Source organism: Roseixanthobacter pseudopolyaromaticivorans (assembly GCF_043195145.2).
GTDB lineage: Bacteria > Pseudomonadota > Alphaproteobacteria > Rhizobiales > Xanthobacteraceae > NCEH01.
Genome location: NZ_CM195539.1, coordinates 3,386,955 through 3,412,435 on the forward strand (window position 1 = coordinate 3,386,955; position 25,481 = coordinate 3,412,435).

General features: G+C 67.2%; 26 protein-coding genes and 1 tRNA gene. 16 read left to right on the top strand and 11 right to left on the bottom strand.

What is annotated here, in order from left to right:
* Positions 1-70: 70 nt before the first annotated feature.
* The 3 genes from V5F68_RS16050 to V5F68_RS16060 all read right to left on the bottom strand — a co-directional run bounded on the left by V5F68_RS16050 (position 71) and on the right by V5F68_RS16060 (position 3,478).
* Entirely contained in the window at positions 71-1,225 is a 1,155-nt protein-coding gene (locus tag V5F68_RS16050) for an extensin-like domain-containing protein (protein WP_394014035.1), read from the bottom strand.
* 185 nt (positions 1,226-1,410) lie between these two features.
* Complete coding sequence (rpoH, locus tag V5F68_RS16055) at positions 1,411-2,310, bottom strand: RNA polymerase sigma factor RpoH (RefSeq protein ID WP_348844436.1); 900 nt, start codon at positions 2,308-2,310, stop codon at positions 1,411-1,413.
* A gap of 118 nt (positions 2,311-2,428) precedes the next feature.
* Positions 2,429-3,478 carry an RluA family pseudouridine synthase gene (locus V5F68_RS16060; protein ID WP_394014036.1) on the bottom strand — a complete coding sequence of 350 codons (1,050 nt, stop codon included), beginning with the start codon at positions 3,476-3,478 and terminating at the stop codon, positions 2,429-2,431.
* On the opposite strand from V5F68_RS16060, the gene V5F68_RS16065 reads away from it, so the two are divergent.
* Positions 3,477-3,821 carry a hypothetical protein gene (locus tag V5F68_RS16065; RefSeq protein ID WP_348844434.1) on the top strand — a complete coding sequence of 115 codons (345 nt, stop codon included), beginning with the start codon at positions 3,477-3,479 and terminating at the stop codon, positions 3,819-3,821. The two genes, V5F68_RS16060 and V5F68_RS16065, sit on opposite strands and share 2 nt — an antisense overlap.
* A 22-nt stretch (positions 3,822-3,843) precedes the next feature.
* Here the strand turns inward: V5F68_RS16065 and V5F68_RS16070 are convergent, their stop codons facing one another.
* Positions 3,844-4,515 carry an LON peptidase substrate-binding domain-containing protein gene (locus V5F68_RS16070; RefSeq protein WP_394014037.1) on the bottom strand — a complete coding sequence of 224 codons (672 nt, stop codon included), beginning with the start codon at positions 4,513-4,515 and terminating at the stop codon, positions 3,844-3,846.
* Positions 4,516-4,524: 9 nt separating this feature from the next.
* Complete coding sequence (gene trxA, locus V5F68_RS16075) at positions 4,525-5,454, bottom strand: thioredoxin (protein ID WP_394014038.1); 930 nt, start codon at positions 5,452-5,454, stop codon at positions 4,525-4,527.
* A 285-nt stretch (positions 5,455-5,739) separates the two neighbouring features.
* On the opposite strand from trxA, the gene smc reads away from it, so the two are divergent.
* The 7 genes from smc (at position 5,740) to V5F68_RS16110 (ending at position 13,674) form a co-directional block, all read left to right on the top strand.
* Positions 5,740-9,192 carry a chromosome segregation protein SMC gene (gene smc, locus V5F68_RS16080; protein WP_394014039.1) on the top strand — a complete coding sequence of 1,151 codons (3,453 nt, stop codon included), beginning with the start codon at positions 5,740-5,742 and terminating at the stop codon, positions 9,190-9,192.
* Positions 9,193-9,356: 164 nt separating this feature from the next.
* Positions 9,357-9,743, top strand: coding sequence for an AtpZ/AtpI family protein (locus V5F68_RS16085; RefSeq protein ID WP_394014040.1), 387 nt, complete (start codon positions 9,357-9,359; stop codon positions 9,741-9,743).
* Positions 9,744-9,828: 85 nt separating this feature from the next.
* Positions 9,829-10,581 (top strand): F0F1 ATP synthase subunit A, encoded by a 753-nt coding sequence (locus tag V5F68_RS16090; RefSeq protein ID WP_348844429.1) that lies wholly within the window; start codon positions 9,829-9,831, stop codon positions 10,579-10,581.
* A gap of 57 nt (positions 10,582-10,638) precedes the next feature.
* Positions 10,639-10,866 (top strand): F0F1 ATP synthase subunit C, encoded by a 228-nt coding sequence (locus V5F68_RS16095; protein WP_348844428.1) that lies wholly within the window; start codon positions 10,639-10,641, stop codon positions 10,864-10,866.
* A 72-nt stretch (positions 10,867-10,938) separates the two neighbouring features.
* Positions 10,939-11,640, top strand: a complete 702-nt coding sequence (locus tag V5F68_RS16100; RefSeq protein ID WP_394014041.1) for a F0F1 ATP synthase subunit B — start codon at positions 10,939-10,941, stop codon at positions 11,638-11,640.
* 83 nt (positions 11,641-11,723) lie between these two features.
* Positions 11,724-12,215, top strand: a complete 492-nt coding sequence (locus tag V5F68_RS16105; protein ID WP_348844426.1) for a F0F1 ATP synthase subunit B family protein — start codon at positions 11,724-11,726, stop codon at positions 12,213-12,215.
* 172 nt (positions 12,216-12,387) lie between these two features.
* Positions 12,388-13,674: an SGNH/GDSL hydrolase family protein gene (locus V5F68_RS16110; RefSeq protein ID WP_394014042.1), complete on the top strand. Its 1,287-nt coding sequence runs from the start codon at positions 12,388-12,390 to the stop codon at positions 13,672-13,674.
* A 75-nt stretch (positions 13,675-13,749) separates the two neighbouring features.
* Here V5F68_RS16110 and V5F68_RS16115 read toward each other — a convergent pair whose 3' ends face one another.
* Complete coding sequence (locus V5F68_RS16115) at positions 13,750-14,208, bottom strand: Hsp20 family protein (protein ID WP_348844424.1); 459 nt, start codon at positions 14,206-14,208, stop codon at positions 13,750-13,752.
* A gap of 258 nt (positions 14,209-14,466) precedes the next feature.
* Here V5F68_RS16115 and V5F68_RS16120 point away from each other — a divergent pair, with 258 nt between their 5' ends.
* A complete protein-coding gene (locus V5F68_RS16120; protein WP_394014043.1) occupies positions 14,467-14,847 on the top strand; it encodes a hypothetical protein in 381 nt (126 codons plus the stop codon).
* Positions 14,848-14,962: 115 nt separating this feature from the next.
* Positions 14,963-15,913, top strand: a complete 951-nt coding sequence (locus tag V5F68_RS16125) for an alpha/beta fold hydrolase (RefSeq protein WP_394014044.1) — start codon at positions 14,963-14,965, stop codon at positions 15,911-15,913.
* 6 nt (positions 15,914-15,919) lie between these two features.
* On the opposite strand, the gene hisN is transcribed toward V5F68_RS16125, so the two are convergent.
* Positions 15,920-16,702: a histidinol-phosphatase gene (gene hisN, locus V5F68_RS16130; protein WP_394014045.1), complete on the bottom strand. Its 783-nt coding sequence runs from the start codon at positions 16,700-16,702 to the stop codon at positions 15,920-15,922.
* A 1,077-nt stretch (positions 16,703-17,779) separates the two neighbouring features.
* Positions 17,780-18,670 (bottom strand): N-formylglutamate amidohydrolase, encoded by an 891-nt coding sequence (locus V5F68_RS16135; RefSeq protein ID WP_348844420.1) that lies wholly within the window; start codon positions 18,668-18,670, stop codon positions 17,780-17,782.
* A gap of 177 nt (positions 18,671-18,847) precedes the next feature.
* On the opposite strand from V5F68_RS16135, the gene cpdR reads away from it, so the two are divergent.
* The 6 genes from cpdR (at position 18,848) to V5F68_RS16165 (ending at position 22,803) form a co-directional block, all read left to right on the top strand.
* Complete coding sequence (cpdR, locus tag V5F68_RS16140; RefSeq protein ID WP_348844419.1) at positions 18,848-19,210, top strand: cell cycle two-component system response regulator CpdR; 363 nt, start codon at positions 18,848-18,850, stop codon at positions 19,208-19,210.
* 72 nt (positions 19,211-19,282) lie between these two features.
* Positions 19,283-19,357: transfer RNA gene (locus tag V5F68_RS16145), tRNA-Val, on the top strand.
* A gap of 182 nt (positions 19,358-19,539) precedes the next feature.
* Complete coding sequence (gene hmuQ, locus V5F68_RS16150; RefSeq protein WP_348844418.1) at positions 19,540-19,863, top strand: heme-degrading protein HmuQ; 324 nt, start codon at positions 19,540-19,542, stop codon at positions 19,861-19,863.
* 121 nt (positions 19,864-19,984) lie between these two features.
* Positions 19,985-21,058, top strand: a complete 1,074-nt coding sequence (gene hemH, locus V5F68_RS16155) for a ferrochelatase (RefSeq protein WP_394014046.1) — start codon at positions 19,985-19,987, stop codon at positions 21,056-21,058.
* A gap of 314 nt (positions 21,059-21,372) precedes the next feature.
* A complete protein-coding gene (locus tag V5F68_RS16160; protein WP_394014047.1) occupies positions 21,373-22,356 on the top strand; it encodes an SPFH domain-containing protein in 984 nt (327 codons plus the stop codon).
* A 6-nt stretch (positions 22,357-22,362) separates the two neighbouring features.
* Positions 22,363-22,803 (top strand): NfeD family protein, encoded by a 441-nt coding sequence (locus V5F68_RS16165; protein WP_394014048.1) that lies wholly within the window; start codon positions 22,363-22,365, stop codon positions 22,801-22,803.
* Positions 22,804-22,831: 28 nt separating this feature from the next.
* On the opposite strand, the gene V5F68_RS16170 is transcribed toward V5F68_RS16165, so the two are convergent.
* The 3 genes from V5F68_RS16170 to V5F68_RS16180 all read right to left on the bottom strand — a co-directional run bounded on the left by V5F68_RS16170 (position 22,832) and on the right by V5F68_RS16180 (position 25,425).
* Positions 22,832-23,485: an LbetaH domain-containing protein gene (locus V5F68_RS16170; RefSeq protein WP_394014049.1), complete on the bottom strand. Its 654-nt coding sequence runs from the start codon at positions 23,483-23,485 to the stop codon at positions 22,832-22,834.
* Positions 23,482-24,204 (bottom strand): DUF1045 domain-containing protein, encoded by a 723-nt coding sequence (locus V5F68_RS16175; RefSeq protein WP_394014050.1) that lies wholly within the window; start codon positions 24,202-24,204, stop codon positions 23,482-23,484. The genes V5F68_RS16170 and V5F68_RS16175 overlap by 4 nt, the downstream gene beginning before the upstream one ends.
* 90 nt (positions 24,205-24,294) lie before the next feature.
* Positions 24,295-25,425 carry an alpha-D-ribose 1-methylphosphonate 5-triphosphate diphosphatase gene (locus V5F68_RS16180; RefSeq protein ID WP_394014051.1) on the bottom strand — a complete coding sequence of 377 codons (1,131 nt, stop codon included), beginning with the start codon at positions 25,423-25,425 and terminating at the stop codon, positions 24,295-24,297.
* Positions 25,426-25,481: the final 56 nt, after the last annotated feature.

Genomic DNA, 25,481 nt, shown 5'->3' on the forward strand with positions numbered 1-25,481 from the left:
GAGAACTGTAGCCGCCGTCCGCCCCGCGCGACGGCGGCTTTCTTTTGCGCGCGCAGGGGCCAGGCGCGCCCTAATCCTCGCCGGGACGGGCCTGGGGCAGCGGGATGGTTGAGGCCTGCGGGAAGGTGGGGGAATAATATTTCCGGTTCGCCACCGAGCCTGTCACCTGCGGATCGCCAGCACCGGTCGGCCCATAGGACATGGGACCGGGGGGCCGGGGCGCGTTGGGCTGATAGACCCCGCCGGGCGGCTGCACGCGCTGCACGGGATCCCCATAGGGCGGATAGCCCGGCGGCGGCGCGCCATAAGGCTGCTGACTATAGGCCGGCAATTGCCCGTTGCCTGCGGGCCGCGATTGTCCGTAGCCCGGCGGCGCCCGTTCCGGCAGCGGCGGCTGAGTGCCCTGGGGCGCGATTGTCATGGGCTCGCCAGGGGCGCGCGCGCCGTATCCCGGCTGCGCCTGTGGCACCGGCCCGCCCATGGGCTGGCCCTCGGACCGTCCGCCGAACTGCACCGGCGGTTGTGGCGCCGAAACCATGAGCGGCGGCGCCATGGGCCGGGGCGCGGGCTTGCAGATGAGGCGCGGGTTGTTCCGCCGCATCAGGTCCACATGGATATGGTCATAATGGAAAACGTTCGAGCCCGGGGCGAGCACGGTGGTGAACACCTCGCAGGCCCCCGCCTGCACTTGAAGCAGAAAGCCGCGCGCCTCCTGCGGTCCCTTCCAGCCGGTCTTGACCGTAATCTCGCGCCCATCCGCGAACACGAAAGCGCCGACATCCAGCGCATTGCCGAAAGCGTGCTCGGAAATCTTGGCGCCGATCTGCCCGTTCATGCCCCGGCATGAATAAGACGACATCTGGCGGATGCCCACCACCGGCTGGCCCAGCCAGGCCACCGCCGCAGGCTGCACCACTTCGGCGAGCCATAGGTTGAGATCGCGGATCATGGGACAGGCGAGCGTCGCCTTCGGCTCCACGGAGACCGAGCCATCCTCGAGGCCCGAGACCCGGAACGGATGGTCCATGCCGCACGCGCCCGCGCCGTCGATTTCCGACATGGGCTCAAGGAAGGGGGATGGCACCGCGCCCTTTTCCGCCAGGCACTTCTCTTCCGCCTCGGCGCGCCAGGGCTCCCGTCGGTCGAACAAGTCGAAACGACAGCCCGACAGGAGCCCCACGCAGACGAGCGGGGCTACGAGATACCTGAATACGCCGCGCGTCATGGGGCCATGATGCACCGCGGCGGGTTGAGATCAGGTTAAGGGGGGTGGCCGGCTGCGGCGGATTTTCCGTCCCACGGCGAGGCCAAACGCTATCGGTGGGTCAATAAGCCAGCGATGCGCGCGGCCGGCATGGGCGTACTCTCGAGCAGACGCTTTTCGCGCGCCTGCTCGTCGGCCGGTCCGCCTCAGGCGTTCTCGACCTCGGGCTCTTCCAGCGTGCGCACGCGGTCGACCACCGCCTTTTGCACCTTCTCGAACGCCCGCACTTCGATCTGGCGCACCCGCTCGCGCGAGACACCGAACTCGGCCGCGAGTTCCTCGAGGGTCACCGGGTCCTCGGAGAGGCGGCGCGCCTCGAAGATGCGGCGCTCGCGGTCATTGAGCACGCTCAATGCGCCGGCCAGGGCACCGCGACGGTTCTCCATCTCCTCGCTCTCGGCGAACACGCTTTCCTGGTCCAGGTGGTCGTCCACCAGCCAGTCCTGCCATTCGCCGCCGCCCTCCCCTTCCTCGCGCAGCGGCGCGTTGAGGGAAGCATCGCCCGAGAGGCGGCGGTTCATGTCCACCACGTCCTGCTCGGTGACGCCGAGCTTGGTGGCGATCTGCTTCACCTGATCGGGGCGCAGATCGCCCTCTTCCAGGGCGGAGATCTGGCTCTTGGCCTTGCGGAGGTTGAAAAACAGCTTCTTCTGCGCGGCCGTGGTGCCCATCTTCACGAGGCTCCACGAGCGCAGGATATATTCCTGGATCGAGGCGCGGATCCACCACATGGCATAGGTCGCGAGGCGGAAGCCCTTTTCGGGCTCGAACCGCTTCACCGCCTGCATGAGGCCGACATTGCCTTCGGAAATCACTTCGGATATGGGCAGGCCGTAGCCCCGGTAGCCCATGGCGATCTTCGCCACGAGGCGCAGATGGCTGGTCACCAGCTTGTGGGCGGCATCGCGATCTCCATGCTCGCGCCAGCTTTTGGCAAGCATGTATTCCTGCTGCGGCTCCAGCATGGGGAACCGGCGGATTTCTTCGAGATAGCGTGTCAGCCCCCCCTCAGCCGAGGGAATGGGCACGTGTTGTGACCGGGCCATAGGCGGCCTCCTTGATGTCGTGGCCCTCAAGCGCAAGCGACCACATGCGCGGCCGCTTTCGCCGACCGCAACCGCGAACCATATAGGCTCTAACGCCCCGCGGCTAGCTTCGATCCCGTCACGACGCCGAGAGCTTTTCCAAAAGCAATGCCAATTCGGATGGAAGCGGGCTGTCGAAGGTCAGCGTCTCGCCGCCGACCGGGTGCGCGAAGCCGAGGCGGGTGGCGTGCAGCGCCTGCCGGTCCAGGGCCAAAAGCGCCGCCCGCGCGTCCGGCGCGAGGCGTGCGGCCTTCGTGCGGAAGCCCTGGCCATAGACCTCATCCCCCAGCAGGGGGTGTCCGACATGGGCCATATGGACGCGGATCTGGTGGGTGCGCCCGGTCTCCAGCTGGCATTCCACCAGGCTCGCCACCGGCGAGCCTGCGGTATCGAGGAAGGTTTCCAGCACCTCCCAATGGGTCACCGCCTCGCGGCCGCCGGTGCGCACCGCCATCTTCTGGCGGCTGGACGGGTGCCGATCGATGGGGGCGTTCACCGTCCCGCGCTGGGCCGGAACGCCCCAGACGAAGGCGAGATACGCGCGGTCCAGCGGGCCGGTGCGGCCGTGATCGGCGAACTGGGCGGAAAGCGCCGCGTGGGCGGCGTCGTTCTTCGCCACCACCAGCAGGCCGGAGGTGTCCTTGTCCAGCCGATGCACGATGCCGGGCCGGCGCACCCCGCCGATACCCGAGAGGCTGGTGCCGCAATGGTGCAGCAGGCCATTCACCAGCGTGCCGGACCAATGGCCGGGCGCGGGATGGACCACGAGGCCCGCCGGCTTGTCCACGACGATCAGATGATCATCCTCATGGGCGATGGAGAGATCCATCGCCTCGGGCACCGGCTCGGCGGGTTCGGGCGCCGGCACGCGCAGGCGCAAGACATCGCCGGCATTGACCCGCTCGGAAACGTCTCCTACCACTCGCCCGCCGTTGGTCACGCGCCCTTCCGCCACCAGGCGCTGGATGCGGGTCCGGCTCAGCCCGTCGAGCCGGGCGGCGAGCACGCGGTCGATGCGCGCGTCCGCGTCTTCCACAGGCACGACGACCTCATGGTCGATCTCGCCATCGGAAGCCTCGTCCAGCGCCTCGAGAACGGCGTCTTCATCCACCCAGTCAGGCTTGTTCATGGTTTTCACTTCACCCGATCCCGAACCTCAAGAGGAACTCTCACCCGCCCAGGAGCGCGTGCTGAAGAAAGTGCGGCGCTTTTCCCTGGTGTCTGGGCTCATCATGATGCTCGGGGTCGCCTCCGTTTTCGGTGTGATCGGCTATCGCATGTTGCGCGCCAAGGGCGCGAAGGCCAGCGATATCACCGCCGCTTTGCCGAAAGGCGCGCGCATTGTCTCCACGGCGGTGGCGGACAAGCTTCTGGTCGTGACGCTGGACGTGGGCGGCGCGGTCGAGGTGCGCACCTTCGATCTCGACACGCTGGCGCCGGCGGGACGGCTGCGCTTCGCGGTCGAACCCTAGCCGGACGGCTTGGCCGCATACCTTACTGGAGCGGCGCCTCGCCGTCCCCCGGCATGCGCGCGAGCATCATCTGGGTGATGGCAACCAGCATCTCCGCGCGTGCCTTCAGGTCCTGCGCTTCCAGCAGCGCCTGTTTTTCCAGCGCGCCATAAGGCGACATCACGGAAAGCGCGTTGACCAAGGTCTCCGTGCCTGCCTGCTGGATGCCGTCCCAATCGGCTTCCAGCTGGTTCGCCTCCAAGAACGCGGCCAGCGCGGCGAGCAGCGCCGTGCGGTCCACCTCGTCCTCGCCGGCGCTTTCGTTGAAATCGTCCGCATAAGCGGTCGCGTCGACGGCAATCTGCCGGTACGGCGTTGTGACATCGAGGTCCGCGCCCACCTTGAAGCGGCAGACGCCCGACAAGGTGATGAGATAGCGCCCGTCGCCGGTCTCGCTGAACTGGGTGATGCGGCCGATGCAACCAACCTGGAACAGGGCCGGCCCGTGGGGGCCCTCGGGCTTGCTCTCGTCGGGCTGGACCATGGCGATCAGCCGCTCGCCCGCGAGCGCGTCGTCGATCATCTCAAGATAGCGCGGCTCGAAAATGTTGAGCGGCAGCTCGGCACGCGGCAGCAGCAGCGCTCCCGAGAGCGGGAACACCGGCAAGGTCGCCGGCAGGTCCGCCGGCGAATGATAGGAGCGATGCTTGGCCACGCGCGTCCCTTAAGCGAACAGAATCGCGGAAAGCTTCTTGCGGCCCGCGACCGTCTGCGGATCCGTCGGCCCCCAGGCCTCGAAGAACTGGATCAATTGCTTGCGCGCTCCGTCCTCGTTCCAGGCGCGGTCGCGCTTGACGATTTCCAGCAGATGGGCGAGCGCCTGGTCGCGCAGGCCCTTGGCATTGAGCGCCACGGCCAGGTCGAACCGCGCCTGATGGTCGGTGGGGTCGGCGTTCACCTTGGCTTCCAGCGGGGCGGCGTCGCCCAGCGCGGCGGCCTGCTCGGCCAGATCCAGCGCCGCCTTCGCGGCCGCAATGGCGCTGTCGCTCTGCTGTGGGGCGGGAATGCTGGCGAGCGTCGCCTTCGCCTCTTCCAGGGCGCCGGCCAACACCTGCGCGCGGATGAAGCCGCCGAGCGCCTTCAGGTTTTCCTGATCCTCGGACAGGATATGGGCGAACACGTCCGCCGCGCCCGCGGCATCGCCCTCGGCCAATGCCGCTTCGCCGGCGGCGAGCAGTTCCGCGGCATCCGGGTTCACGGCTCCACCGAGAAGGCGCTCGATGAAGGACTTCACCTGTCCTTCCGGCAATGCGCCCATGAAGCCGTCGACCGGCTGACCGTTGACGAAGGCATAAACGGTGGGGATGGACTGAATGCCAAGCTTGCCGGCAACGGCCGGGTGGTCGTCGATATTCATCTTGACCAGCTTGACCTTGCCCTTGGTGGCCTTCACCGATTTCTCGATGATCGGGCCCAGGGTCTTGCAAGGGCCGCACCAGGGGGCCCAGAAATCCACCAGCACCGGTCGGCGCTTGGATTCTTCGATCACGTCCGCCATGAAGGTCTGGGTGGTGGTCTCGGTCACCAGATCGTCGCCGGCGCCCAGGGCGCCAGCAGCCGCACCATTGGCTGCGCCTGCTTGATTGAACAGCATGTGTCTGTCCTCGAAAACTCTTTTGGTCTCGCTCCGCCCTTAGATGGGCGCTCTCGCGCGGGACGCAATCGCCATCCGCTGAGCTTCTAGCCTCAAATTCCCTGCGCCGCCATGCTTGCGGCCCACCAAATCGCGCATCGCGCCCTCCCCAGCGTCAGCGCGCACCTCCAGGCTGTGGATCATCGCGCTTGCAAGCCCGGCCGGGTGTGGCACGCCTTGCCCTGGCGGCGCGGGACGGGCACGGTATTTGACCCAGGCCACCGGGATAGGCAAAACCGCCCCATAATGAAATTCACCCGCCTACGGCTCGTCGGCTTCAAAACCTTCGTCGAGCCCTCCGACATGCTGATCGAGCCCGGCCTCACCGGGGTGGTGGGACCGAACGGCTGCGGCAAATCCAATCTGGTCGAGGCGATGCGCTGGGTGATGGGCGAAAGCTCGCACAAGGCCTTTCGCGCCAACGACATGGACGATGTCATCTTCTCCGGCACCACGGGCCGGCCGGCGCGCAACACCGCCGAAGTCGTGCTGCATCTCGACAATAGCGACCGCACCGCGCCCGCCGGCTTCAACGATGCCGACCATCTCGAAGTGGTGCGCAAGATCGATCGCGGCCAGGGCTCGCATTACCGAATCAATGGCCGCGACGTGCGCGCCCGCGACGTGCACCTGCTGTTCGCGGACGCTTCCACCGGCGCCCGCTCGCCCGCTTTGGTGCGGCAGGGGCAGATCGGCGAGATCGTCGGCGCCAAGCCCGCCGCCCGCCGGCGGATCTTGGAAGAGGCCGCCGGGGTCGCCGGGCTCCATGCCCGCCGGCACGAGGCGGAAGTGCGCCTGAAGGCGGCCGAACAGAATCTGCTGCGGCTGGACGATGTCATCACCCAGATGTCGGCCCAGGTGGAGAGCCTGCGCCGGCAATCCAAGCAGGCGGTGCGCTATCGCGCGGTGGCCGAGGAGATCCGCCGTAACGAAGCGACCTTGCTCTGGCTGCGCTGGAGCGAGGTGGTGCGCATCCTGGCGGAGGGGGAGCGGGCGCTGGAAGCCGCGGTGCGCGAAAGCGCCGAGCGCACCCGTGCCCAAGCGGAGGCGGCGCGCCTTCAGGCGATCGCTGCGCACGAACTGCCGCCCCTGCGCCAGACCGATGTGGAGACCGCCGCCGCGCTCCAGCGTCTTACGCTCGCGCTCGGCGAGCTGGACAAGGAGGAAAGCCGCATTGCCGCCCGCCGGCAGGATCTGGAGCGGCGCCTCGCCCAATTGACGCAGGACATGGTGCGCGAGGACGCTTTGTCCGCCGACGCATCGGGTGTGCTCGCCCGCCTCGCGGAGGAGGCCGCTCAGCTCAGCGACGAGCAGGCCGACGCCGCGATGCAGGAGAGCGAGGCCGCCGACGCCCTGGGCGAGGCCGAAGCCCGCCTCGCGGAGGCCGAGGAGATGCTGGAGGCGCAGACCGCCAGCTTCGCCGACCTCGGCGCCCGCCGCACGGCCCTGGACAACAGCCTGCGCGATATCCGCTCGCGCCTTCTACGCAATGCCGCTGAACGCGCCTCCGTCGATGCCGAGGAACAGCGGCTGATGAAGGAATCGGGCGCCGACATGCTGGACGCCCGCCGCGAGGACGCGCTGATCGCCCGCGAACGGCTGGAGGCGGCGGAAGAATCGGCGCTCGAAGCCGAGGCCGAGCAGGCCGACGCGCGGCGCGCGCTGGAAGCCCTTCGCCCCGGCGCCGCCGAAGCGGAGCGCGCCTTCGGCCGCCTGGACGCCGAGGCGCGCACCCTGGAAAAGCTGCTGCAGTCTTCGGACGCCCGCTTTCCGCCCGTCGCCGACCTGCTGCAGGTGGACAAGGGCTATGAAATCGCCCTCGGCGCGGCGCTTGGCGACGATCTCGACCTGCCGGTCGCGGCCGAGGCTCCGGCGCGCTGGGCCGGGGCGGAGTTCGCGGCGCTGGATCCTGCCTTGCCGCCCGAGGCCGAATCGCTTGCCGCCCATGTGCGCGGCGCCCCCGCGCTCGCTCGGCGCCTCGCCCAGGTGGGCATCGTGGCGCGGGCGGAGGGGGCGCGGCTCCAAAAATCCCTGAAACCGGGACAGCGGCTGGTCTCCCGCGAAGGCGATCTCTGGCGCTGGGACGGCGTTCTCGCCGCCGCCGACGCCCCGACCGCCGCCGCCCGCCGGCTGGCCGAGCGCAACCGCCTGGCCGATCTGTGCGCCGAGGTGGAGGACGCCCGCGCCGCCCTCGATGCCGCGCGCACCGCCCTCGTGACCCAGGAAGCCCGGCTCAAGGCCGCCGCCGCGCAGGAGGTCCAGGCGCGCGAGGCCCGGCGCACCGCTCAGCGCGCCGCCGATCTGGCGCGCGAGGCGGAAGCCGCCGCTGAACGCAAGGCCGCCCAACATATGGCGCGCCTCTCCGCCCTGCGCGAAGCGCGCACCCGCATCGCCGCCGCCCGCGAGGAGGCCGAGGAGGCCCAGCGCCGTGCCGAAGCGGAGCTCGCAGCGCTCGATTCGCCAGCCTTGGTGGAGGCCGCTCTTGCCCAAGCCCGCGCCCAGGCGGCGCAGGCGCGCGCGGCGCTCGCTGAAACCCGTGCCGCGCACGCCGCTCTGCTGCGCGAGCGGTCCGCCCGCGTCCGGCGGCTCGAAGCGATCGCCGCCGAAGAGCGGTCCTGGAACCAGCGGGCCGGCGGCGCCGGCGAGCGCATCGCGGCCCTAGAAGCCCGGCGCGCGGAGGCGCAGGAGGCGCTCGAGCAGAGCGAAGACGCCCCCGCTGAACTCGGCCGCCAGCGCCGCATCCTCATGAGCGAGCTGGAAAAGGCGGAAGCCGCCCGCCGCGCCGCGGCCGATCGCCTGGTGGAAGGCGAGGCCGCCCAGGCCGCCGCCGACCGCGCCGCCCGCGATACGCTCGAGGCAATGTCGGCCGCGCGCGAGGAGAATGCGCGCGCCGAGGCGAGGCTGGACGCCCTGCGCCAGCGCCGCGACGATCTCATGCGCGAGATCGCCGACGCCCTCGAAGGCCCACCCGAATCAGCGCGCGTGCAATCCGGGCTGGAGCCCGGCGCGCCGCTCCCGGACCTCGCTACGATCGAGGCCGCGCTGGAGCGGGCACGCCGCGACCGCGAACGGCTCGGCGCAGTGAACCTGCGAGCCGAGGTGGAGCTTCAGGAGGCCGAGGGCCAGCATGGCAATCTGGCGGGCGAGCGCGACGACCTCATCGAGGCCATCAAGCGCCTGCGCGCCGGCATCCAGAGCCTGAACCGCGAGGCGCGCGAACGCCTCCAGGCCTCCTTCACGGTGGTGGACGGCCATTTCCGAAAGCTGTTCGACACGCTGTTCGGCGGCGGCGAGGCACAATTGGTGCTGACCGACGCCGAGGACCCGCTGGAAGCCGGGCTCGACATCATCGCCAAGCCGCCCGGCAAGAAGCCGCAGACGCTCTCCCTGCTCTCGGGCGGCGAGCAGGCGCTGACCGCCATGGCGCTGATCTTCGCCGTGTTCCTGACGAATCCCGCCCCCATCTGCGTGCTCGACGAGGTGGATGCGCCGCTGGATGATGCCAATGTGGAGCGGTTCTGCGCCTTGATGGACGAAATGACGCGCCTGACGGACACGCGTTTTCTCGTCATCACCCATAATCCCATTTCCATGGCGCATATGGATCGATTGTTCGGGGTCACAATGGCGGAACGGGGGGTTTCCCGGCTCGTCTCGGTGGATCTCCAGGCGGCTGAGAGGTTACGCGAGGTGAGTTGAACGCGTTGGCCACGATGTCGCACAACGCGTTTTCAACATATATATCAATTACTTATATATAGTCGCCTTCGCCTTGACACCCCATTTTGGCGCAACTATGGTGCGGCGCGGTTTCGGAGCTGAGATCGTCGGATCCTTCTTCCTTCGAAGCCGGAGTTTTCAGCATGCCGGACGGTTCGGGCTCCGATCATCGGACACCTGACGGGCGACCTGGAAAGCAGGCGAACGAAGAGGCGGATTCCGCTCTCTCCGAACGCCTTCAGCGGCTCAATGCCGCGCTTGACAAGGCTCGGCCGAAAGACCAATCGCAGCCGGCGGGTTCACGGAACGATACGTCCACATCCTCTGGAATGGCCATGGCCTTCCGTTTGGGATCGGAGTTCGTTGCCGGGGTCCTGGTGGGGGCACTCATTGGCTGGGGCATCGACAACGTCTTCGACGTGGCGCCCTGGGGAATGCTTGTTTTCACTTTGGTTGGGTTCGGCGCCGGCGTGATGAACATGCTGCGGGCGGCGGGCGAGACCGGCAAAAAAAGCGGCCCGAAGGCGTGAGCCTGAGGGGTCGCATCGTTTTTCGCGGCGCAAGCCGTTCGTTTGGCACGGCTCTCGCGAGCCGCTTGAGACAGAGGCGAGTCGGATGAACATTGATCCGATCCACCAGTTTGAAGTGCAACGTTACGCGGACCTGCTGAGGGTCAGCGGCGTCTCGTTCTCCTTCACCAACGCCTCCGCCTTCATGATCGGCATCGTCGGGGCGATCTTCCTGTTCCTCACCTTCGCCACGCGTGGCCGCACCCTGGTGCCGGGCCGCATGCAGTCGGTGGCGGAGATGAGCTACGAATTCATCGCCAAGATGGTGCGGGATTCCGCCGGCAACGAAGGCATGGTGTTCTTCCCGCTGGTGTTCTCCCTGTTCATGTTCGTGTTCGTAGCGAACGTCATCGGCCTCGTGCCCTACACCTTCACCATCACCGCCCATATCATCGTGACGGCCGCCCTTGCGCTGCTGGTGATCGGCACCGTGGTGATCTACGGCTTCTGGCGCCACGGCACCCACTTCCTGCACCTGTTCGTGCCCTCGGGCGTGCCGAGCTTCCTGCTCCCGTTCGTGGTGCTGATCGAGGTGGTCTCCTTCCTCTCGCGCCCCATCAGCCTGTCGCTGCGTCTGTTCGCCAACATGCTGGCCGGCCATATCGCGCTGAAGGTGTTCGCCTTCTTCGTCGTCGGCCTGTCCTCGGCGGGCATCGCCGGCATGTTCGGCGCGACGCTGCCCTTCTTCATGATCGTGGCGCTCACCGCGCTCGAGCTTCTGGTCGCGGTGCTGCAGGCCTACGTGTTTGCGGTTCTCACCTCGATCTATCTCAACGATGCGGTTCACCCGGGGCACTGATCCCGAACCGCCATCGCCACCTCAATACCCCTAGCGTGTTTTCTAAGGAGCAGAACAATGGAAGCGGATGCTGCAAAGTTCCTGGGCGCCGGTATCGCCTGCCTGGGCATGGGCCTGGCCGGCATTGGCGTCGGTAACATCTTCGGAAACTTCCTCTCCGGCGCCCTGCGCAACCCCTCGGCCGCCGATGGCCAGTTTGCCCGCGCCTTCATCGGCGCCGCGCTCGCGGAAGGTCTCGGCATCTTCTCGCTGGTCGTCGCGCTGGTTCTGCTCTTCGTCGCCTGATCCGCGACCGAGAGAAATGCGGCTTCGGGCCTTCGCCCGGAGCCTGATGGACAAGAAACGGGCGGGCGAGCCATGACCAAGACATGGAAGCTGACTGTTGCAGCCGCACTGACGGGACTGGCCCTCGCGGCGGCTCCGGCGGTGGCATCGGACAGCGCTAAACCTTCGTCCGGCCAGGCCGGGAGCGTTGTGGCGCAGCAGGATCATGGTGCGTCCACCGGCGCCCATGTGGCCGAGATCGTCGGCGAGGCGGCCGGCAATGGCGAGCACAAAGGCGGGTTCCCGCCGTTCAATCCCGCCACCTTCGGCTCGCAGCTGGCATGGCTGGCCGTGAGCTTCGGCGTCCTCTATCTCCTGATGAGCCGGGTCACCTTGCCCCGGATCGGCCGGATTCTGGAGGAACGTCATGACCGGATCGCCCGCGATCTGGCCGAGGCATCCCAGCGTCGCGCCGAAAGCGAGGCCGCGCAGATCGCCTATGAAAAGGCGCTGACGGAAGCGCGCAGCAAGGCCAATGCCATCGCTGGCGAGGCCCGCAACCGCCTCAATGCCGAGACCGAGACCAACCGCAAGAGCCTGGAAGCGGCCCTCACGGTGAAGCTCGAAGAGGCCGAGGCGCGCATCTCCGCCACCAAGACCAATGCGCTGTCCCATGTGCGCGGCATTGCAGTGGACGCCGCGCAGACCATCGTGAACACCCTGGTCGGCACCACCCCCGCCCAGCACGACACCGAAAGCGCTGTGGATCAGGTTCTCAGCCGCAAGGCCGCCTGAACCGAGCAATTCAGCAGAGCCCTTGTGGTGCAGCAGGCACCGCAAGGGATTGAAATCGAGAAGACGGGCGATCGAGGACTGCCATGAACGAGATGCAACTCGCGGAGCTTTGGGTCGCCATTGCCTTCGTCGTTTTCGTGGCGATCCTGCTATATGCCGGTGTCCATCGCAGCATTGCGGGCGCGCTCGACAGCCGCGGCACCCGCATCGCCGCCGAGCTGGACGAAGCCCGGCGCCTGAAGGAAGAAGCCCAGAAGCTGGTGGCCGAATATAAGCGCAAGCAGCGCGAGGCCGAGGCCGAAGCTGAATCCATCGTCACCGCAGCCAAGGCCGAAGCCGAGCGCCTCGCCGCCGAGACCAAGGCCAAGCTGGAAGATTTCATCGCCCGCCGCACCCGCATGGCGGAAGAGAAGATCGCCCAAGCGGAGAGCCAGGCCGTCGCCGACGTGAAGGCTTTCGCCGCCGATGCCGCCGTGAAGGCCGCCGAGCACCTGCTCACCGGCAGCGTCACCGGCAATTTGGCCGACCGGCTCGTCGGCAGCGCCATTTCCGATGTGAAGGCCAAGCTCAACTGAGCTTCTGTCCAACTGATCACGGGCCCCGGCCCGTGAAACAGGCCACAGCCTTCGCCAGCATAATCGGCCGCCTCTCCGAGGCGGCCTTTTTGTTGGAGCGGGACACGCGCCGTGCGCTCCGCACCGCCGCCGCGGTCTTGAAACAGCCGCCCTCCTGCGTCAAAGCTGAGACATGAAACGCTCGCAGCCGCTCTTCGCGCTTTCGCTCGGCCTTACGCTCCTCGGCCGCGTCGGGATCGGGCGCGCCCGCCTGCGGTTTCCGGTTGCGGCAATCGCGCTGCTCGCTCTCGCGTTTCTGTCCGCCTCGCCCGCCGCATTCGCGCAGGATCTGCGGCCGCCCGCGTCCGTACCCGGGGCCGGCGCGGCCCAACCCTTCAATCTTTTCGGCGGCTGGTTCGCCCCACCGCGTCAGACCGTGCCCGTGCAGCCTCCCGCCCCCAAGCGGGTCGCCCCGCCGCCGGAGCCCGAAGGCGTGGTGCACGGATCGCTCGCCGACGCCGTGGAAGGAAAGAAGCAGCCGCCCACCAAATTCGTGCTGGTTATCGGAGACAGGCTCGCCGCCCAACTCGCCCAAGGGCTGGCGGATGCCTATGTCACCGACCGCAGCAGCCCCGCCGTGATCGGCGTGACAGACGATGAAAGCGGCTTTCTCGCCCCAACCCCGCCGGGCGGCACGGACTGGCTCACCAAGGGGCCCGAGGCGATCGCCGCCGCCCGCCCGAATGGGGTGGTGGTTGCCCTGGGATCCAACGACCTTCAGCCCATCGCCGATGGCGATACCAAGGTGGAGCCGCTGACCGACCGCTGGCAGGAACTCTATGCCAAGCGGGTCGCCGATGTGCTCGGCGCCCTGCGCGCCCGCACGGGCAATATCATCCTGGTCGGCCTCGCGCCGGTGCAGAATGCGTCCCTGTTCGCGGATTATGAGAAGCTGAACGACGTGCTGCGGGCCCAGGCCGTGCGCGCGAATGTGGTCTTCGCCCCGGTGTGGGACGGCTTCGTGGACGAAGAGGGGAAATATGCCGCCTCCGGCGCGGCGGTCGACGGCCAGCGGCGACGCTTGAGGTTCAATGACGGCGTGCGGTTCACCCGCGCTGGCGCCCGCAAGCTCGCCTTCTTCACCCAGAAGGACCTGACGCGCTTCCTCACCGAGACGCCGCGAATCGAAGAATCGCCGGAGGCCGGCAAGGACGGCTCGCGCGGCCCACTGTCGCTCAGCGACATCGCGCGCGGCGCCAGCACCCTGGCCGGTGGTCCCAACGCAGGGAATGCGAACGCGATTCCGGTGAAGCTCCAGCCGAACGATGCGGCGCGTGCCCTGCTCGAAGGCACGCCCATGCCGACCGTACGCGGCCGCGCGGACGATTATTCCTGGCCGCCCGGCGCTGCGGCCACCCCTGCGCCTGTGGCGGCGCCAAGCGCGGACGAGGCTAATCCCGTCCAGGCCCCGCCCCAATAGAAAAACGGCGCGCCTTTCGGCACGCCGTCTGAAGCGCTCCGGCCCTGGCCGGAGCGCCGCTCACCGCCGAAGCGATCAGGCCGCTTTGGCCTCGAGCACCTGGGGCGAGACGCCGGAGCTGATGGCAATGGTCCGGGGCTTCTTCGCCTCGGGAATGTTGCGCACCAGTTCCACGTGCAACAGGCCGTTTTCCAGGCTCGCGCCCTTCACTTCCACATGGTCGGCCAGTTGGAAGCGTCGCGCGAAGGCACGGGCGGCGATGCCGCGATACAGCACCTGGGCATTCTCCGACGCTTCCTCGGCCGCCTTTTCGCCGCGCAGGGTAAGAACGTTCTCGTTCACCTCGATGGACAGCTCGCTCGGCGTAAAGCCGGCGACCGCTACAGTGATGCGATAATCGTTCTCGCCCGTCCGCTCAATATTATAGGGCGGATAGGTGGGAGCCGCCTCGACGCCGCCAGCGGCATCCAGAAGCGAAAACACCCGGTCGAAGCCAACGGTGTTGCGATACAGGGGAGCAAGATCAAGACGCATAGCATATCCTCCTTAAGCGACATGCAGGGCTCGCCGAAGCCGGGCCCAATGAACGCGCCGTCGTGATGACCGGCGCTGTCATCCATGTGGGAATGGGCATTTTCCGCGTCAAGAGGGGCCGGGACGCGCCGGAAGGCGCGCCCAGATGAACAATGTCTGAACGGCTTTGTTGGCGAGCATTCACCCATTGGGTCTATAATTGGAATGTCGGAATGGGGCACCGGCCTGAATCACGCACTCTCTCCAGGAGATATGCGGATGTGGCATTCTGTTGCCCTGGGTGTGGCCACCGTATTGCTGATGAGCATGCTGACCACCGCACAGGCGCAGGTGGTGGGGCTCACACTCGGTGCGCCGTTTCGCGATGGCTCGACGCCGGGCGTCGGCACGCCGGCCCCGGCTTATGCGCCCTATCTCGGCCACACGCCGCAGAAGAACCAGCCGGCCAATCTCACGGCCCTGCTGGACAGCCTGCGCGCACGCGGCTTTTCCCGCTTCAGCGATGTGCACCAGAAAGGCGGCAACGTGATCTGCGAAGCCACGGGGCCGCGACGCGAACGCGTGCGCCTGGTGGTCGATGCCGCGACCGGCGACATCAGCGGCGTGGTCGTGATCGGCTTTGGCGACACGCGCTATTGAGCACGCGTTGTCGCGCGCGCGAGGAGCGTGTATCGCACTGAGATGCCGGTCGTTCGCGCTCCTTTGAGAAGGCGCGGCGGCCGGCCCTGTGCAGTTTCTCGGGCCGGCGCGCTTCATGACCCTCTACCCGATAGCTTCAAATCCGGTGCCCGAAGGCGCGGTGAGCGGCCATGTGACGAGCGAGGATGCCGTCCGCATCCGCTTCGCCCGCTGGCTGCCCGTGGAAGGGACGCCGCGGCGCGGCACGGTGACGATTCTGACCGGCCGCACGGAGTTCATCGAGAAATATTTCGAGGTGGTGCGCGAACTGCGGGCGCGCGGCTTTGCCGTCGCGATTCTCGATTGGCGTGGACAGGGCGGCTCGGAACGCCTGTTGCGCAATCCCCGCAAGGGCCATGTGGCGAGCTTCGCCGATTATCAGCGTGATCTCGTGGCCTTCGTGCGGGAGGTGGTGCTGCCGGATTGCCCCGCGCCGCATTTTGCCCTGGCCCATTCCATGGGCGGCGCCGTCTTCCTCGAAACCGTGCTCGCCGGGCACCGCTGGTTTGATCGCGCCGTGCTCACTTCTCCCATGGTGGAATTGCAGCTGGTGCGATTTTCCTCCCTGCTGCGGCCGACGGCACGGGTCCTGGCGCATCTGGGCTTTGCCGGCGCGTTCGTACCCGGTGGCGGCAGCCGGGCGAGCACCGCCGGCCCGTTCGCGCGCAACCCCGTCACCTCCGATCCCAACCGCTATGCGCGGGCGGCGGAGATCGTCGAGGCCCATCCCCAGCTCGGCCTCGGCGCTCCGACCATCGGCTGGATGAATGCCGCTTATGAGTGCATGGCGCACCTGATGGCGCCGGAAACCATCCGCCTCATCCGCCAACCGCTGCTGATCGTCGCCGCGGGCGCCGACAGGATCGTTTCGAATGCGGCCATCGAACACATGGCGGCACGGCTGATCGCCGGTGCGCAAGTGGTGGTGCCGGCCAGCCGACACGAGATCCTGATGGAGCGCGACGTCTTCCGCGCCCAATTCTGGGCCGCATTCGACGCCTTCATCCCCGGCAGCACGCCCTATTAAGGCATCTCAGCCGTTGAGGACGGCGAGCGCCTGCGCGTGAACAGCCGCGCTGCCGGCCGCAACCACGCGTCCCCCGGCAACGGGTGAGCCGCCCTCCCAGCTCGTCACGATGCCGCCCGCCCCCTCGATGATCGGCACGAGGGCGATCACATCATGGTCTTGCAGGCCGGTCTCGATCACCAGATCGACGAGGCCGGCGGCGACCATGCAATAGGCATAGCAATCGCCGCCGTAGCGCGAGAGCCGCACCTTTTCCTCCACCCGCTCGAAAGCGGTGCGGTCCTCGCCATTCATCAGGCGCGGGCTGGTGGTGAACAGCACGGCATCCTCCAGCCGCCGGCAATCGCGCGCGGTGAGCACCCGCGATCCCGCAGGCCCCTGGTAATGGGCCGAGGCGCCGTCGCCGAAGAAGCGCTCCTGGATGAAGGGCTGGTGCATCATGCCGTAGACCGCCTTGCCGTGCTTCAGCAGGCCGATCAGCGTGCCCCAGGCCGGCAGGCCGGCGATGAAGGATTTCGTGCCGTCAATGGGATCGAGCGCCCAGACATAGGCCGCGTCGGTGCGCTCATTGGCGAATTCCTCGCCGATGATGCCGTGCGTCGGGAAGTGTGCGGTGATGAGGCGGCGCATCACCTGCTCGGCCGCGCGGTCGGCTTCGGTCACCGGGTCGAAGGCCTTGCCGCCGCTCTTGTCCTCCACGCCGATGGCGGTGCGGAAGAACGGCAGGATGGCGCGGCCCGATTCCGTGGCGAGCTGATGAACGAAAGCATCAATGGCGACGGCGGTCATGGGCAGCTCTCCGAGGGGCGCGCCATGCTTAGAGCAACTCGCGCCGCAGGAGAAGGCGCGCCGGCCATCGGGAGATGCAGTCCAGCCAAGGCCCCTGCCCCGGAGACGACGGCGCCGCGGCGCAGGCGAGACGCGGGCGCGGAAAACGGCGGGGTGTGAGTTGAAAGGATTAGAATCGGCCTGCCGGAAAGCCGGCGCAGCGACCCGACGCGAGGTCAATTGCGCGCCATTTCCTTTCGTAAAGTCGCCCCAGCATTGAGCGACTATTTTCAACCCCTTGAAAAATAACGAGAGTTCACTTCGTGTGCACGCTTAAAATATGAGCGGAGAGCCGGCTTGATGCTTATGGGGAAGGGGCTCATATTGATGCGGCGCGGTATTGCTTGCTGCGATGCCGCTGCCCTCCTTGGGCGTTTCCTCCCTAGACTTGGGCCGCTCCGAAATTCGTGAGCGGCCCCTTTCTTTTGCGGCCTTTGCGGCCGTCTTTCCCCTCGCAAACCCGTATTCCGATCCGACTCCTTGGCGAGACGCCGGATCGTGCCGCCCCCTGCGTGGCGGCCTGCAGCTTCGAGGCTGCTTTTGCCCATCCGTCCATGACGGTATCGGAAAACCTATTCCAGCAACCGGAAAGGCCGTTTTCGCCTGCCGGACTGTGGCTCAAATGACACGCGTGCGGCGCACTGCAGCCATTCAGGCCGTTTTAGACGGGATTGAGTCGATTATTTTGGCTCGATACAGCCTCAAAAGCCGCGCCGAACCCACCCTTCTGCGGCTTAAAACCTTTAAAATCCAAAGCCTTATCCTGGTATACAAGAGTGCGACAAAGGACCACTTGATTTTTGGCACCGCAATGGGCTATTGCTGCATTGCGACATGGCGATTGGCGTCGCTGTGTCGCTGCCCTCCTTGGGCGTTTCCTCCCTAGACTTGGGCCGTTCGCTCTGCGGGCGGCCCCTTTCTTTTTGAGCCGGCTGCATCGAGGCAATCGGTCTCCGAGGGCTATCTCTCTACGAAATCGCCCCGTGCGCAAATTCGTATATCTGCCATTCGAAAAACGCAAGGCACCTTTTTTATGCCTTATTCGGCGGCGGCCGCCCGCGGCCCCGTCAAAGCTTCCGCCGTGCGAGCCACAACACCCGCCATCGCCGCGCAAAGGTCTGCGCGAACACGATAAAAATCCGCGGCCCGCTGATAATTCGCCTCATCCATATAGAGACCGCGGTTGATTTCGATCTGCACGGCATGCAGGCCGGCCGCCGGATTTCCGTAATGTTCGGTGATGTAGCCGCCGGCATAGGGCTTGTTGCGCACCACCGCATAGCCGCGCGCGGTCAGTTCCTGCTCCACCGCATCGGTGATGAAGCCGGCGCAGCTCGTGGCATAGCGATCGCCCAGCACGATGTCGGCGCGCCCACCCTCCTCCCGGCCCGGGCCGGAGGGCATGGAATGGCAATCCACCAGCACGACCGCCCCGAACGTGCGATGGGTGCGGGTGATGAGGCGCCGCAGCGCCTGATGATAGGGCTTGTAGAAGGTCTCGATGCGCTCCAGCCCCTCGCTGACCGTGAGGCGACGAAAATAAATGTCCTGCGCCTCGCCCACCACGCGCGCGATGGTGCCGAGCCCGCCCGACACCCGCAGCGAACGGGTGTTGGCGAACGCCGGCAGGCGGCCTTCGAACATGCGCGGGTCGAGCTCGTAGGGTTCGCGGTTCAGGTCCAGGAACGCGCGCGGAAACAGCGCCCGCATCAGCGGCAGGCCGGCGGAGACCACGTCCGCGAACAATTCGTCCACAAAACTGTCTTCGGAACGGCGCAAGGTATCGAAATCCAGCCGCGTCTGCTCCATGAAGGCGCGCGGGTAGATTCGTCCGCTGTGCGGCGAGTTGAACACGAACGGCGCCGTGACCGCCTCGGGAAGCAGAATATCGAAGGCCGGATCGATGGTATCGGCTAGGCAGGCTGTCATCGCTGGCTCAAATGATCGACGGGTGAGCCGGCGGCCCGCTTCATGATGCCCGGCGCGGCGGTGTTTTGGGAAGAGGTGAGAAGGTTCACTTCGAATTTACCCGAATGCGCGAAACAAGCCATGGACGCTGCTGCCAGTACGCCGACGGCGCGGCACATGTAACAAGGGGACGAAGGCGTGTCGAAGATCCTGCTCGCCGAAGACGACAATGACATGCGCCGCTTTCTGGTGAAGGCGCTGCAAAATGCGGGCTACCAGGTGGCCTCTTTCGACAACGGCCGTTCCGCCTATGAACGTATGCGGGAAGAGCCGTTCGAGCTGCTCCTCACCGATATCGTCATGCCGGAGATGGATGGCATCGAGCTTGCTCGGCGCGCAACCGAGCTCGATCCCGATCTCAAGGTCATGTTCATCACCGGCTTTGCCGCCGTGGCGCTGAACGCCGACGTGGAAGCCCCACGCGAGGCCAAGGTGCTCTCCAAGCCGTTTCATCTGCGCGATCTGGTTTTCGAAGTGGGAAAAATGCTGGCTGCGGCGTGAGCGGGGGATATCCGCCGCCGACGCCTTGCATCGCTTAAAACTTGCCGATATAGAGGCCTCCTTCCAACGGATGGGCGCGTAGCTCAGCGGGAGAGCATCACGTTGACATCGTGAGGGTCACAGGTTCGATCCCTGTCGCGCCCACCATCCGGAAGCCTTTCATTATACCGATTCTGATTTGCGCCGCGGCGTCTGGACATGCGCGCGCGCCGCTGCTTTCTCCCCTAGCGTGACGCGCCCGTTGCTCAACGGCGCCGCAGCGCCGCGCCCTCCGCTGGCCGCGCCGCCAGCGGGTCCGTGGGCCGACGGGGTGGGATCAGGAGAGACGCATGTACATTGCCATGAACCGCTTCAAGGTGAAGCAGGGATCCGAGGCCGAGTTCGAGCGCGTCTGGCGCGAGCGCGACAGCTATCTCGCCACCGTGCCGGGCTTCGTCGCCTTCAACCTGCTCAAGGGGCCGCAGAAGGAAGATTACACCCTCTATGCCTCCCACACCCATTGGGCCTCGAAGGCGGATTTCGAGGGCTGGACCCGCTCGGAGGCGTTCCGCGCCGCGCATGCGAGCGCCGGCACCAACAAGGTGAACTACATCGGCCCGCCGGAATTCGAGGGCTTCGAATCCGTGCTCGCGCTGACGCCGAACGCGGCCTGAGGCTGCGGCGGTACCGGAACGCGCTGGCGCAATGGTGAACGCGGCCGCCGTCCGGCGCGGCTGCGTTTCACATTGACCTTGCGCCCGCAAAGCCTCATCTCGCCTCGCAAGAGGAGAGACCATGACCCCGTACCCCGCCCCCGCAGCCGCACCGTTCGGCGATGCCACCCATTTCCCAAAGGACCATCCGCCCGTGTCCTATGGGCGCATCGGCGTGCTGCTGGTCAATCTCGGCACGCCGGAAGCGACCGATTACTGGTCCATGCGCGCCTATCTGAAGGAATTTCTCTGGGACAAAAGGGTCATCGAGGTGAACCGCGCTTTATGGTGGTTCATCCTCAACGCCATCGTGCTCACCAAGCGGCCCGGCCCCAAGGGCAAGGATTACGAGAGCATCTGGAACAAGGAGCGCAACGAGGGTCCGCTGAAGACCATCACGCGCTCCCAGGCCGAGAAGCTCGCCGCAAGCCTCAACGGCACCAACGGGCGCATCGTGGTGGACTGGGCGATGCGCTATGGCAAGCCGCCCATCGGCGAGCGCATCGAGGCGCTGCAGAAGGCCGGCTGCGAGCGCATCCTGCTCGTGCCGCTCTATCCCCAATATGCTGCCGCCACCACCGCCACCGTCTGCGACAAGGCGTTCGATAAGCTGAAGACCATGCGCTGGCAGCCGATCCTGCGCGTCGCTCCCCCCTGGCACGACGACCCGGTCTATATCGAGGCCGCCTGCGCGGCGCTGGAAGGGCATCTGGCACAGCTGGATTTCGAGCCGGAGGTGATCCTCGCCTCGTTCCACGGCGTGCCGAAATCCTATCTGCTGAAGGGCGATCCCTATCATTGCCAGTGCGCGAAGACGGCCCGCCTCATGCGCGCGCGGCTCGGCTTCTCCCAGGAGAAATTCCGTCTCACCTTCCAGTCCCGCTTCGGCACTGAGGAATGGCTGCAGCCCTATACGGACAAGACAGTGGAGGCGCTGGCGAAGAGCGGCGTGAAGCGGCTCGCCATCGTCAACCCCGGCTTTACCGCCGATTGCCTGGAGACGCTGGAGGAGATCGGCGTCGAGAATGCCGAGATCTTCAAGCACAATGGCGGCGAGAAATTCGCAGCCATCCCGTGCCTGAACGACAGCGCCGAGGGCATGCGGGTGATCGAGGCCGTGGTGCGGCGCGAATTGTCGGGCTGGATCGCCGGCTGAGCGGGTGCTCCGCCCCGCCTGTCCCGCGGCGGGACGGTCCGCGCCCCAATTGCGAACGCGCCGGGAACGAACCGGGCGCGAATCGCTGCCTTCGGGAAAACGCGCTTCGTTCTCCCTCCCCCCGCCCTGTCCCGCTGCGGGACGGCCGCGCCGGGAGATCCGAACGGCCGGGGAACGAACCGCGTCCGAATCGCTGCGCCGGCTCGGATCGTCCTTTGTTCCGCCGCTGCGCACCGCGCGCTTGCGGCAGGGCGATGGGCGTGCCCATATCCGCCGGCCGCCTCGAAACGGGGCGATGCGCGGGGAGACATGCCATGCCGTTCGGACTGAATGCGTTCGTGCTGGTTCTGCTGGTCCTGGTCATCGCCGTCGTGTTCGCCGGCGTGAAGACCGTGCCGCAGGGCTACCAATTCACGGTCGAGCGGTTCCGCCGCTATACGCGCACGCTCTATCCCGGCCTCAACCTGATCGTCCCCTTCATCGACACCATCGGCAAGAAGGTGAACATCATGGAGCAGGTCCATGATGTGCCGACCCAGGAAGTCATCACCAAGGACAACGCCACCGTCTCGGTGGACGGGGTGGTGTTCTACCAGGTGTTCGACGCCGCCAAGGCGAGCTACGAAGTCACCTTGCTCGACACCTCCATCATCGCCTTGACCACCACCAATATCCGCACCGTCATGGGGTCCATGGACCTCGACCAGTTGCTCTCTCACCGCGACGAGATCAACGAGCGCCTGCTGCGGGTGGTGGATGCCGCGGTCTCGAGCTGGGGCGTGAAGATCAACCGCATCGAGATCAAGGACATCGTCCCGCCCGCCGATCTCGTTGCCGCCATGGGCCGGCAGATGAAGGCCGAGCGCGAGAAGCGCGCGGTGATCCTGGAGGCCGAGGGCCAGCGCCAGTCGGAAATCCTGCGCTCGGAGGGCGAGAAGCAGGGGCAGATCCTGCAAGCGGAAGGCCGGCGCGAAGCCGCCTATCGCGATGCGGAGGCGCGCGAGCGCCTCGCCGAGGCCGATGCCAAGGCGACGCAGATGCTCTCCGCCGCCATCACGGCGGGCGATCCCGCCGCGCTCAATTATTATATCGCCGAGAAGTATGTGAAGGCGTTCGAAACGCTCGCCGGCGCGCCGAATCAGAAGGTGGTGCTGATGCCTTACGAGGGCACGGCGCTGCTGTCCTCGCTCGCCGGCATCGGGGAAATCGCGCGCGGCGCGTTCGGCGGCGAGGACGGAAAATCCATCCGACGCGCGGGTCCCACCGGCCCCGCCGCCCGCCCGGCGCGGGACGCCTGAGCCGCCATGGGCGAATGGCTCGAACAATCCAGCTGGAGCTGGTTCGTCATCGGCGGCCTGCTCCTGCTGGCCGAAGTGTTTCTGCCCGGCGTCTTCCTGCTCTGGCTCGGCCTCGCCGCGCTCGCCACGGGGGGCGTGGCCCTGCTCATGGTGCTCTCGTGGCAGGCGCAGGTGATCGTGTTCGCGGGGCTTGCCCTCGTGGCGGTGCTGATCGCACGGCAGATCACCCCCAAGCCGGACAAGGCGAGCGACCGCCCGTTTCTCAACCGCCGGGCGGAAGGCTATGTGGGGCGCGTATTCACGCTGGAGCACGCGATCCAGCAAGGCATCGGGCGGGTGCGCATCGACGACACCATCTGGCGCGTGGAAGGCCCCGATTTGCCCGTGGGCGCCCAGGTGAAGGTGGTGGCGGCGGACGGCCCGGTGCTGCGCGTGGAGCCGGCCTGAGCGCGCGGCCGGCGCACGCGAAATCCGGTCAGGGCTGCGGCTCGTCCACCGCCGCGGCCTCGTAGCGCTCCAGGAAAGCCTCAATGGAGAGGCTGCGGAAATCCTCCAGCGCCGCCCGCAGGGCGGTGTGCGGCCAGTCCCACCAGGCGAGCGCCTGGAGCCGCGCGGCGATATCCTCGGGAAAGCGCCATTTCACGATGCGCGCCGGCACGCCGGCGACGATGGCATAGGGCGGCACGTCCTTGCTCACCACGGCCCCCGCCGCGATCACGGCGCCGGTGCCGATGGTGCGGCCGGGCAGGATCACCGCCCCATGGCCCACCCACACGTCATGCCCCATGTGGAGATGATGGTCGCGCCGCCATTGGAAGAAATCCGCCTCATCGGCCGCGTCGTCGAAATAAGCCGACGCCCGATAGGTGAAATGCGACTGGCTCGCCCGCCACATGGGATGATTGCCGGGGTTGAGCCGCGTCATCGCCGCGATGGAGCAGAACTTGCCGATGCTGGCATAGGCGATGTCGGCATCGTTGGCGACGTAGGAATAATCGCCCATTTCTACTTCGAGCAGCTTGGTGCGCGCACCCACCTCGGTGTAACGCCCGAGCGTCGAGGCACGCACCTGCGCGCTCTCGTGGATCAGCGGCGCGAGGCCGAGCTTTTTCGGGGCTTGCGGGCTCATGCCGGGAGATCCTGCGCGGGCTCGACGCCGCCCAGCGGCGCGCGGTGAAGAATACGGAAGCGCTCGCCGGCCTCGGACTGGCGATAGATCGCGATATCCTCGATCAGCACCGGAAGATGCGCGCCGCTGGCGGCATAGGCCTCGCACAAGGCGTTGACGGCGTGCGCGCAGGTCGGTTCGTCGAGCGCATCCGTCAGCGTCATGTGGAAGCGGAAATCCTCCAGCACATAGGGATAGCCGTAGCGCTGAAGGTGTTCCAGCTGGCGGGCGGACAGCCGCTCGGGTCGGCGCCGCGCCACCTCTTGCGCAGTCAGGGGCGCGCGCAGGCCGTCGAGTTCCACCACCGCGCAGGCGGCCAGATCCAGCAGCGCCGGCACCGGTATCGTCGGCACCAGCGCCACGAATGCGCCGAGCGCCTGCACCTCCAGCGGCGGCAATTCGAACGGGCGATAGCCGGTGGCGAACGCCGCGACCGCTGCGAACAGGTCTGCCTCGTCGAGATCCTCGGCGAGGCGGAAGGGCGCCTTCAGCGTGCCGTGGAAGCCGTAGCGGCGCGGGTCCTGCGTCAGGCCGTGCCAGGTCTCATCGTCGAAGCCGGCGAGCGCAGGCGGCGCGAGCTCGGCGCCGGTTAGGGCGTCATAGCCGAGCACGCCGGAGCCGAAGCTCCAGAGGGCGCTGTCGCCCGGCGGCGCAAGATAGATGGCATAGCGCGGCGACATTCGACCCCCCGTTCAGAACCGGCGCAGCAGGCGCGGACGGCGCGCCAAACTAAGGCCGGGTTGCGCACGTGCAAGGTGCGCCATGGCTATTTAGAACACCCGTGCGCCTTCGACGAACACTTCGCGCACCACCGGCGTTTCCCCATGGAGGCGGAAGCGCAGCAGGTCGGCGCGCAGGCCGGATTCCAGCCGGCCGCGATCGTCGAGCCCGGCCATGCGCGCCGGGCGCGCCGTGACCAATGACATGGCTTGCGGCAACCCCAGGCCCTGGCGGGTGAGCGCGAGCGCGCCCTGGAGCAGGCTCGCGGGCACATAATCGGAGGCCAGCGCATCCAGCAGGCCGGCGGCCGCGAGATCCTTCATGGCGACCCCGCCGGAATGGGAGCCGCCGCGCACCACGTTGGGCGCGCCGCCGATGGTGGTGAGGCCCGCCGCATGGGCCGCGCGCGCCGCTTCCATGGTGGTGGGAAACTCAGAGATGGTGCAGCCGGCGTCCTGCGCCATCGCCACATGGGCCGGCACGGTGTCGTCATGGCTCGCCAGCACGATGCCGGTGTCGCGCAGCAGGGCGGCCAGCCGGGAATGATTTTCCGCCACCGCGGCGCGGCCGCGCTCGGTGCGCTCCAGCACTTCCTGCTCCACATCCTCGGCGCTCTTGCCGATGCCGGAGAGGAAGGTCTTCAGATGCTCCACGTTGCGCCATTGGCGAGTGCCGGGCGTGTGGTCCATGAGGGAGGCGAGCGAGAGCCGCTCGCGGCCGAGCTGCGGCTCCACCAATTCCAGCACGGACGGGTCGGTGAGCTCGCAGCGCAGATGAATATGATGGTCGGCGCGGAACAGCGGGGCGCTTTGCTCCACCGCCTCCAGCATCACGGTGAACAATTCGCGGCGCACGGATTTCGCCTGGTCGAACCCGCCCGCGCAGATGGCGTCGAACACCGTGGTGATGCCCGAGGCAACGGTCTGCCCGTCATGGGCGAGGGCGGCGGCGCGCGGATCGGGCCAGATCACCTTCGGGCGCGGCACGAAATGGCCTTCCAGCGCGTCGGTGTGCAGATCGATCAGGCCGGGGGCGATAAAATCGCCGCCGCAATCCTGCGCGGCGGGAAGCTGGGAGCGCCCCTCGCTCAGATCATGGATGCGCCCTTCGCGCACCACCAATGTTCCAGGCGCGATGCGGTCCTCGAACACGAGGAGCGCATGGGTCAGAATGGTCTCCATCACGGCCTTTCGATGGCGCGGCGCGCGCACCGCAGCGCGAGCCGCGGCGCCGGGCG

Bases quoted from the DNA above. Each gene is read 5' to 3' on its own strand.
- V5F68_RS16060 (WP_394014036.1), bottom strand. From the start codon at position 3,478: ATGAACAAGCCTGACTGGGTGGATGAAGACGCCGTTCTCGAGGCGCTG.
- V5F68_RS16105 (WP_348844426.1), top strand. From the start codon at position 11,724: ATGAACGAGATGCAACTCGCGGAGCTTTGGGTCGCCATTGCCTTCGTC.
- hmuQ (WP_348844418.1), top strand. From the start codon at position 19,540: ATGTACATTGCCATGAACCGCTTCAAGGTGAAGCAGGGATCCGAGGCC.
- V5F68_RS16095 (WP_348844428.1), top strand. From the start codon at position 10,639: ATGGAAGCGGATGCTGCAAAGTTCCTGGGCGCCGGTATCGCCTGCCTG.
- V5F68_RS16160 (WP_394014047.1), top strand. From the start codon at position 21,373: ATGCCGTTCGGACTGAATGCGTTCGTGCTGGTTCTGCTGGTCCTGGTC.
- V5F68_RS16135 (WP_348844420.1), bottom strand. From the start codon at position 18,670: ATGACAGCCTGCCTAGCCGATACCATCGATCCGGCCTTCGATATTCTG.
- V5F68_RS16175 (WP_394014050.1), bottom strand. From the start codon at position 24,204: ATGTCGCCGCGCTATGCCATCTATCTTGCGCCGCCGGGCGACAGCGCC.
- V5F68_RS16085 (WP_394014040.1), top strand. From the start codon at position 9,357: ATGCCGGACGGTTCGGGCTCCGATCATCGGACACCTGACGGGCGACCT.
- smc (WP_394014039.1), top strand. From the start codon at position 5,740: ATGAAATTCACCCGCCTACGGCTCGTCGGCTTCAAAACCTTCGTCGAG.
- V5F68_RS16050 (WP_394014035.1), bottom strand. From the start codon at position 1,225: ATGACGCGCGGCGTATTCAGGTATCTCGTAGCCCCGCTCGTCTGCGTG.
- V5F68_RS16100 (WP_394014041.1), top strand. From the start codon at position 10,939: ATGACCAAGACATGGAAGCTGACTGTTGCAGCCGCACTGACGGGACTG.
- hemH (WP_394014046.1), top strand. From the start codon at position 19,985: ATGACCCCGTACCCCGCCCCCGCAGCCGCACCGTTCGGCGATGCCACC.
- trxA (WP_394014038.1), bottom strand. From the start codon at position 5,454: ATGCTGTTCAATCAAGCAGGCGCAGCCAATGGTGCGGCTGCTGGCGCC.
- hisN (WP_394014045.1), bottom strand. From the start codon at position 16,702: ATGACCGCCGTCGCCATTGATGCTTTCGTTCATCAGCTCGCCACGGAA.
- V5F68_RS16180 (WP_394014051.1), bottom strand. From the start codon at position 25,425: ATGGAGACCATTCTGACCCATGCGCTCCTCGTGTTCGAGGACCGCATC.
- V5F68_RS16120 (WP_394014043.1), top strand. From the start codon at position 14,467: ATGTGGCATTCTGTTGCCCTGGGTGTGGCCACCGTATTGCTGATGAGC.
- V5F68_RS16125 (WP_394014044.1), top strand. From the start codon at position 14,963: ATGACCCTCTACCCGATAGCTTCAAATCCGGTGCCCGAAGGCGCGGTG.
- rpoH (WP_348844436.1), bottom strand. From the start codon at position 2,310: ATGGCCCGGTCACAACACGTGCCCATTCCCTCGGCTGAGGGGGGGCTG.
- V5F68_RS16170 (WP_394014049.1), bottom strand. From the start codon at position 23,485: ATGAGCCCGCAAGCCCCGAAAAAGCTCGGCCTCGCGCCGCTGATCCAC.
- V5F68_RS16115 (WP_348844424.1), bottom strand. From the start codon at position 14,208: ATGCGTCTTGATCTTGCTCCCCTGTATCGCAACACCGTTGGCTTCGAC.
- V5F68_RS16065 (WP_348844434.1), top strand. From the start codon at position 3,477: ATGGTTTTCACTTCACCCGATCCCGAACCTCAAGAGGAACTCTCACCC.
- V5F68_RS16090 (WP_348844429.1), top strand. From the start codon at position 9,829: ATGAACATTGATCCGATCCACCAGTTTGAAGTGCAACGTTACGCGGAC.
- V5F68_RS16165 (WP_394014048.1), top strand. From the start codon at position 22,363: ATGGGCGAATGGCTCGAACAATCCAGCTGGAGCTGGTTCGTCATCGGC.
- V5F68_RS16110 (WP_394014042.1), top strand. From the start codon at position 12,388: ATGAAACGCTCGCAGCCGCTCTTCGCGCTTTCGCTCGGCCTTACGCTC.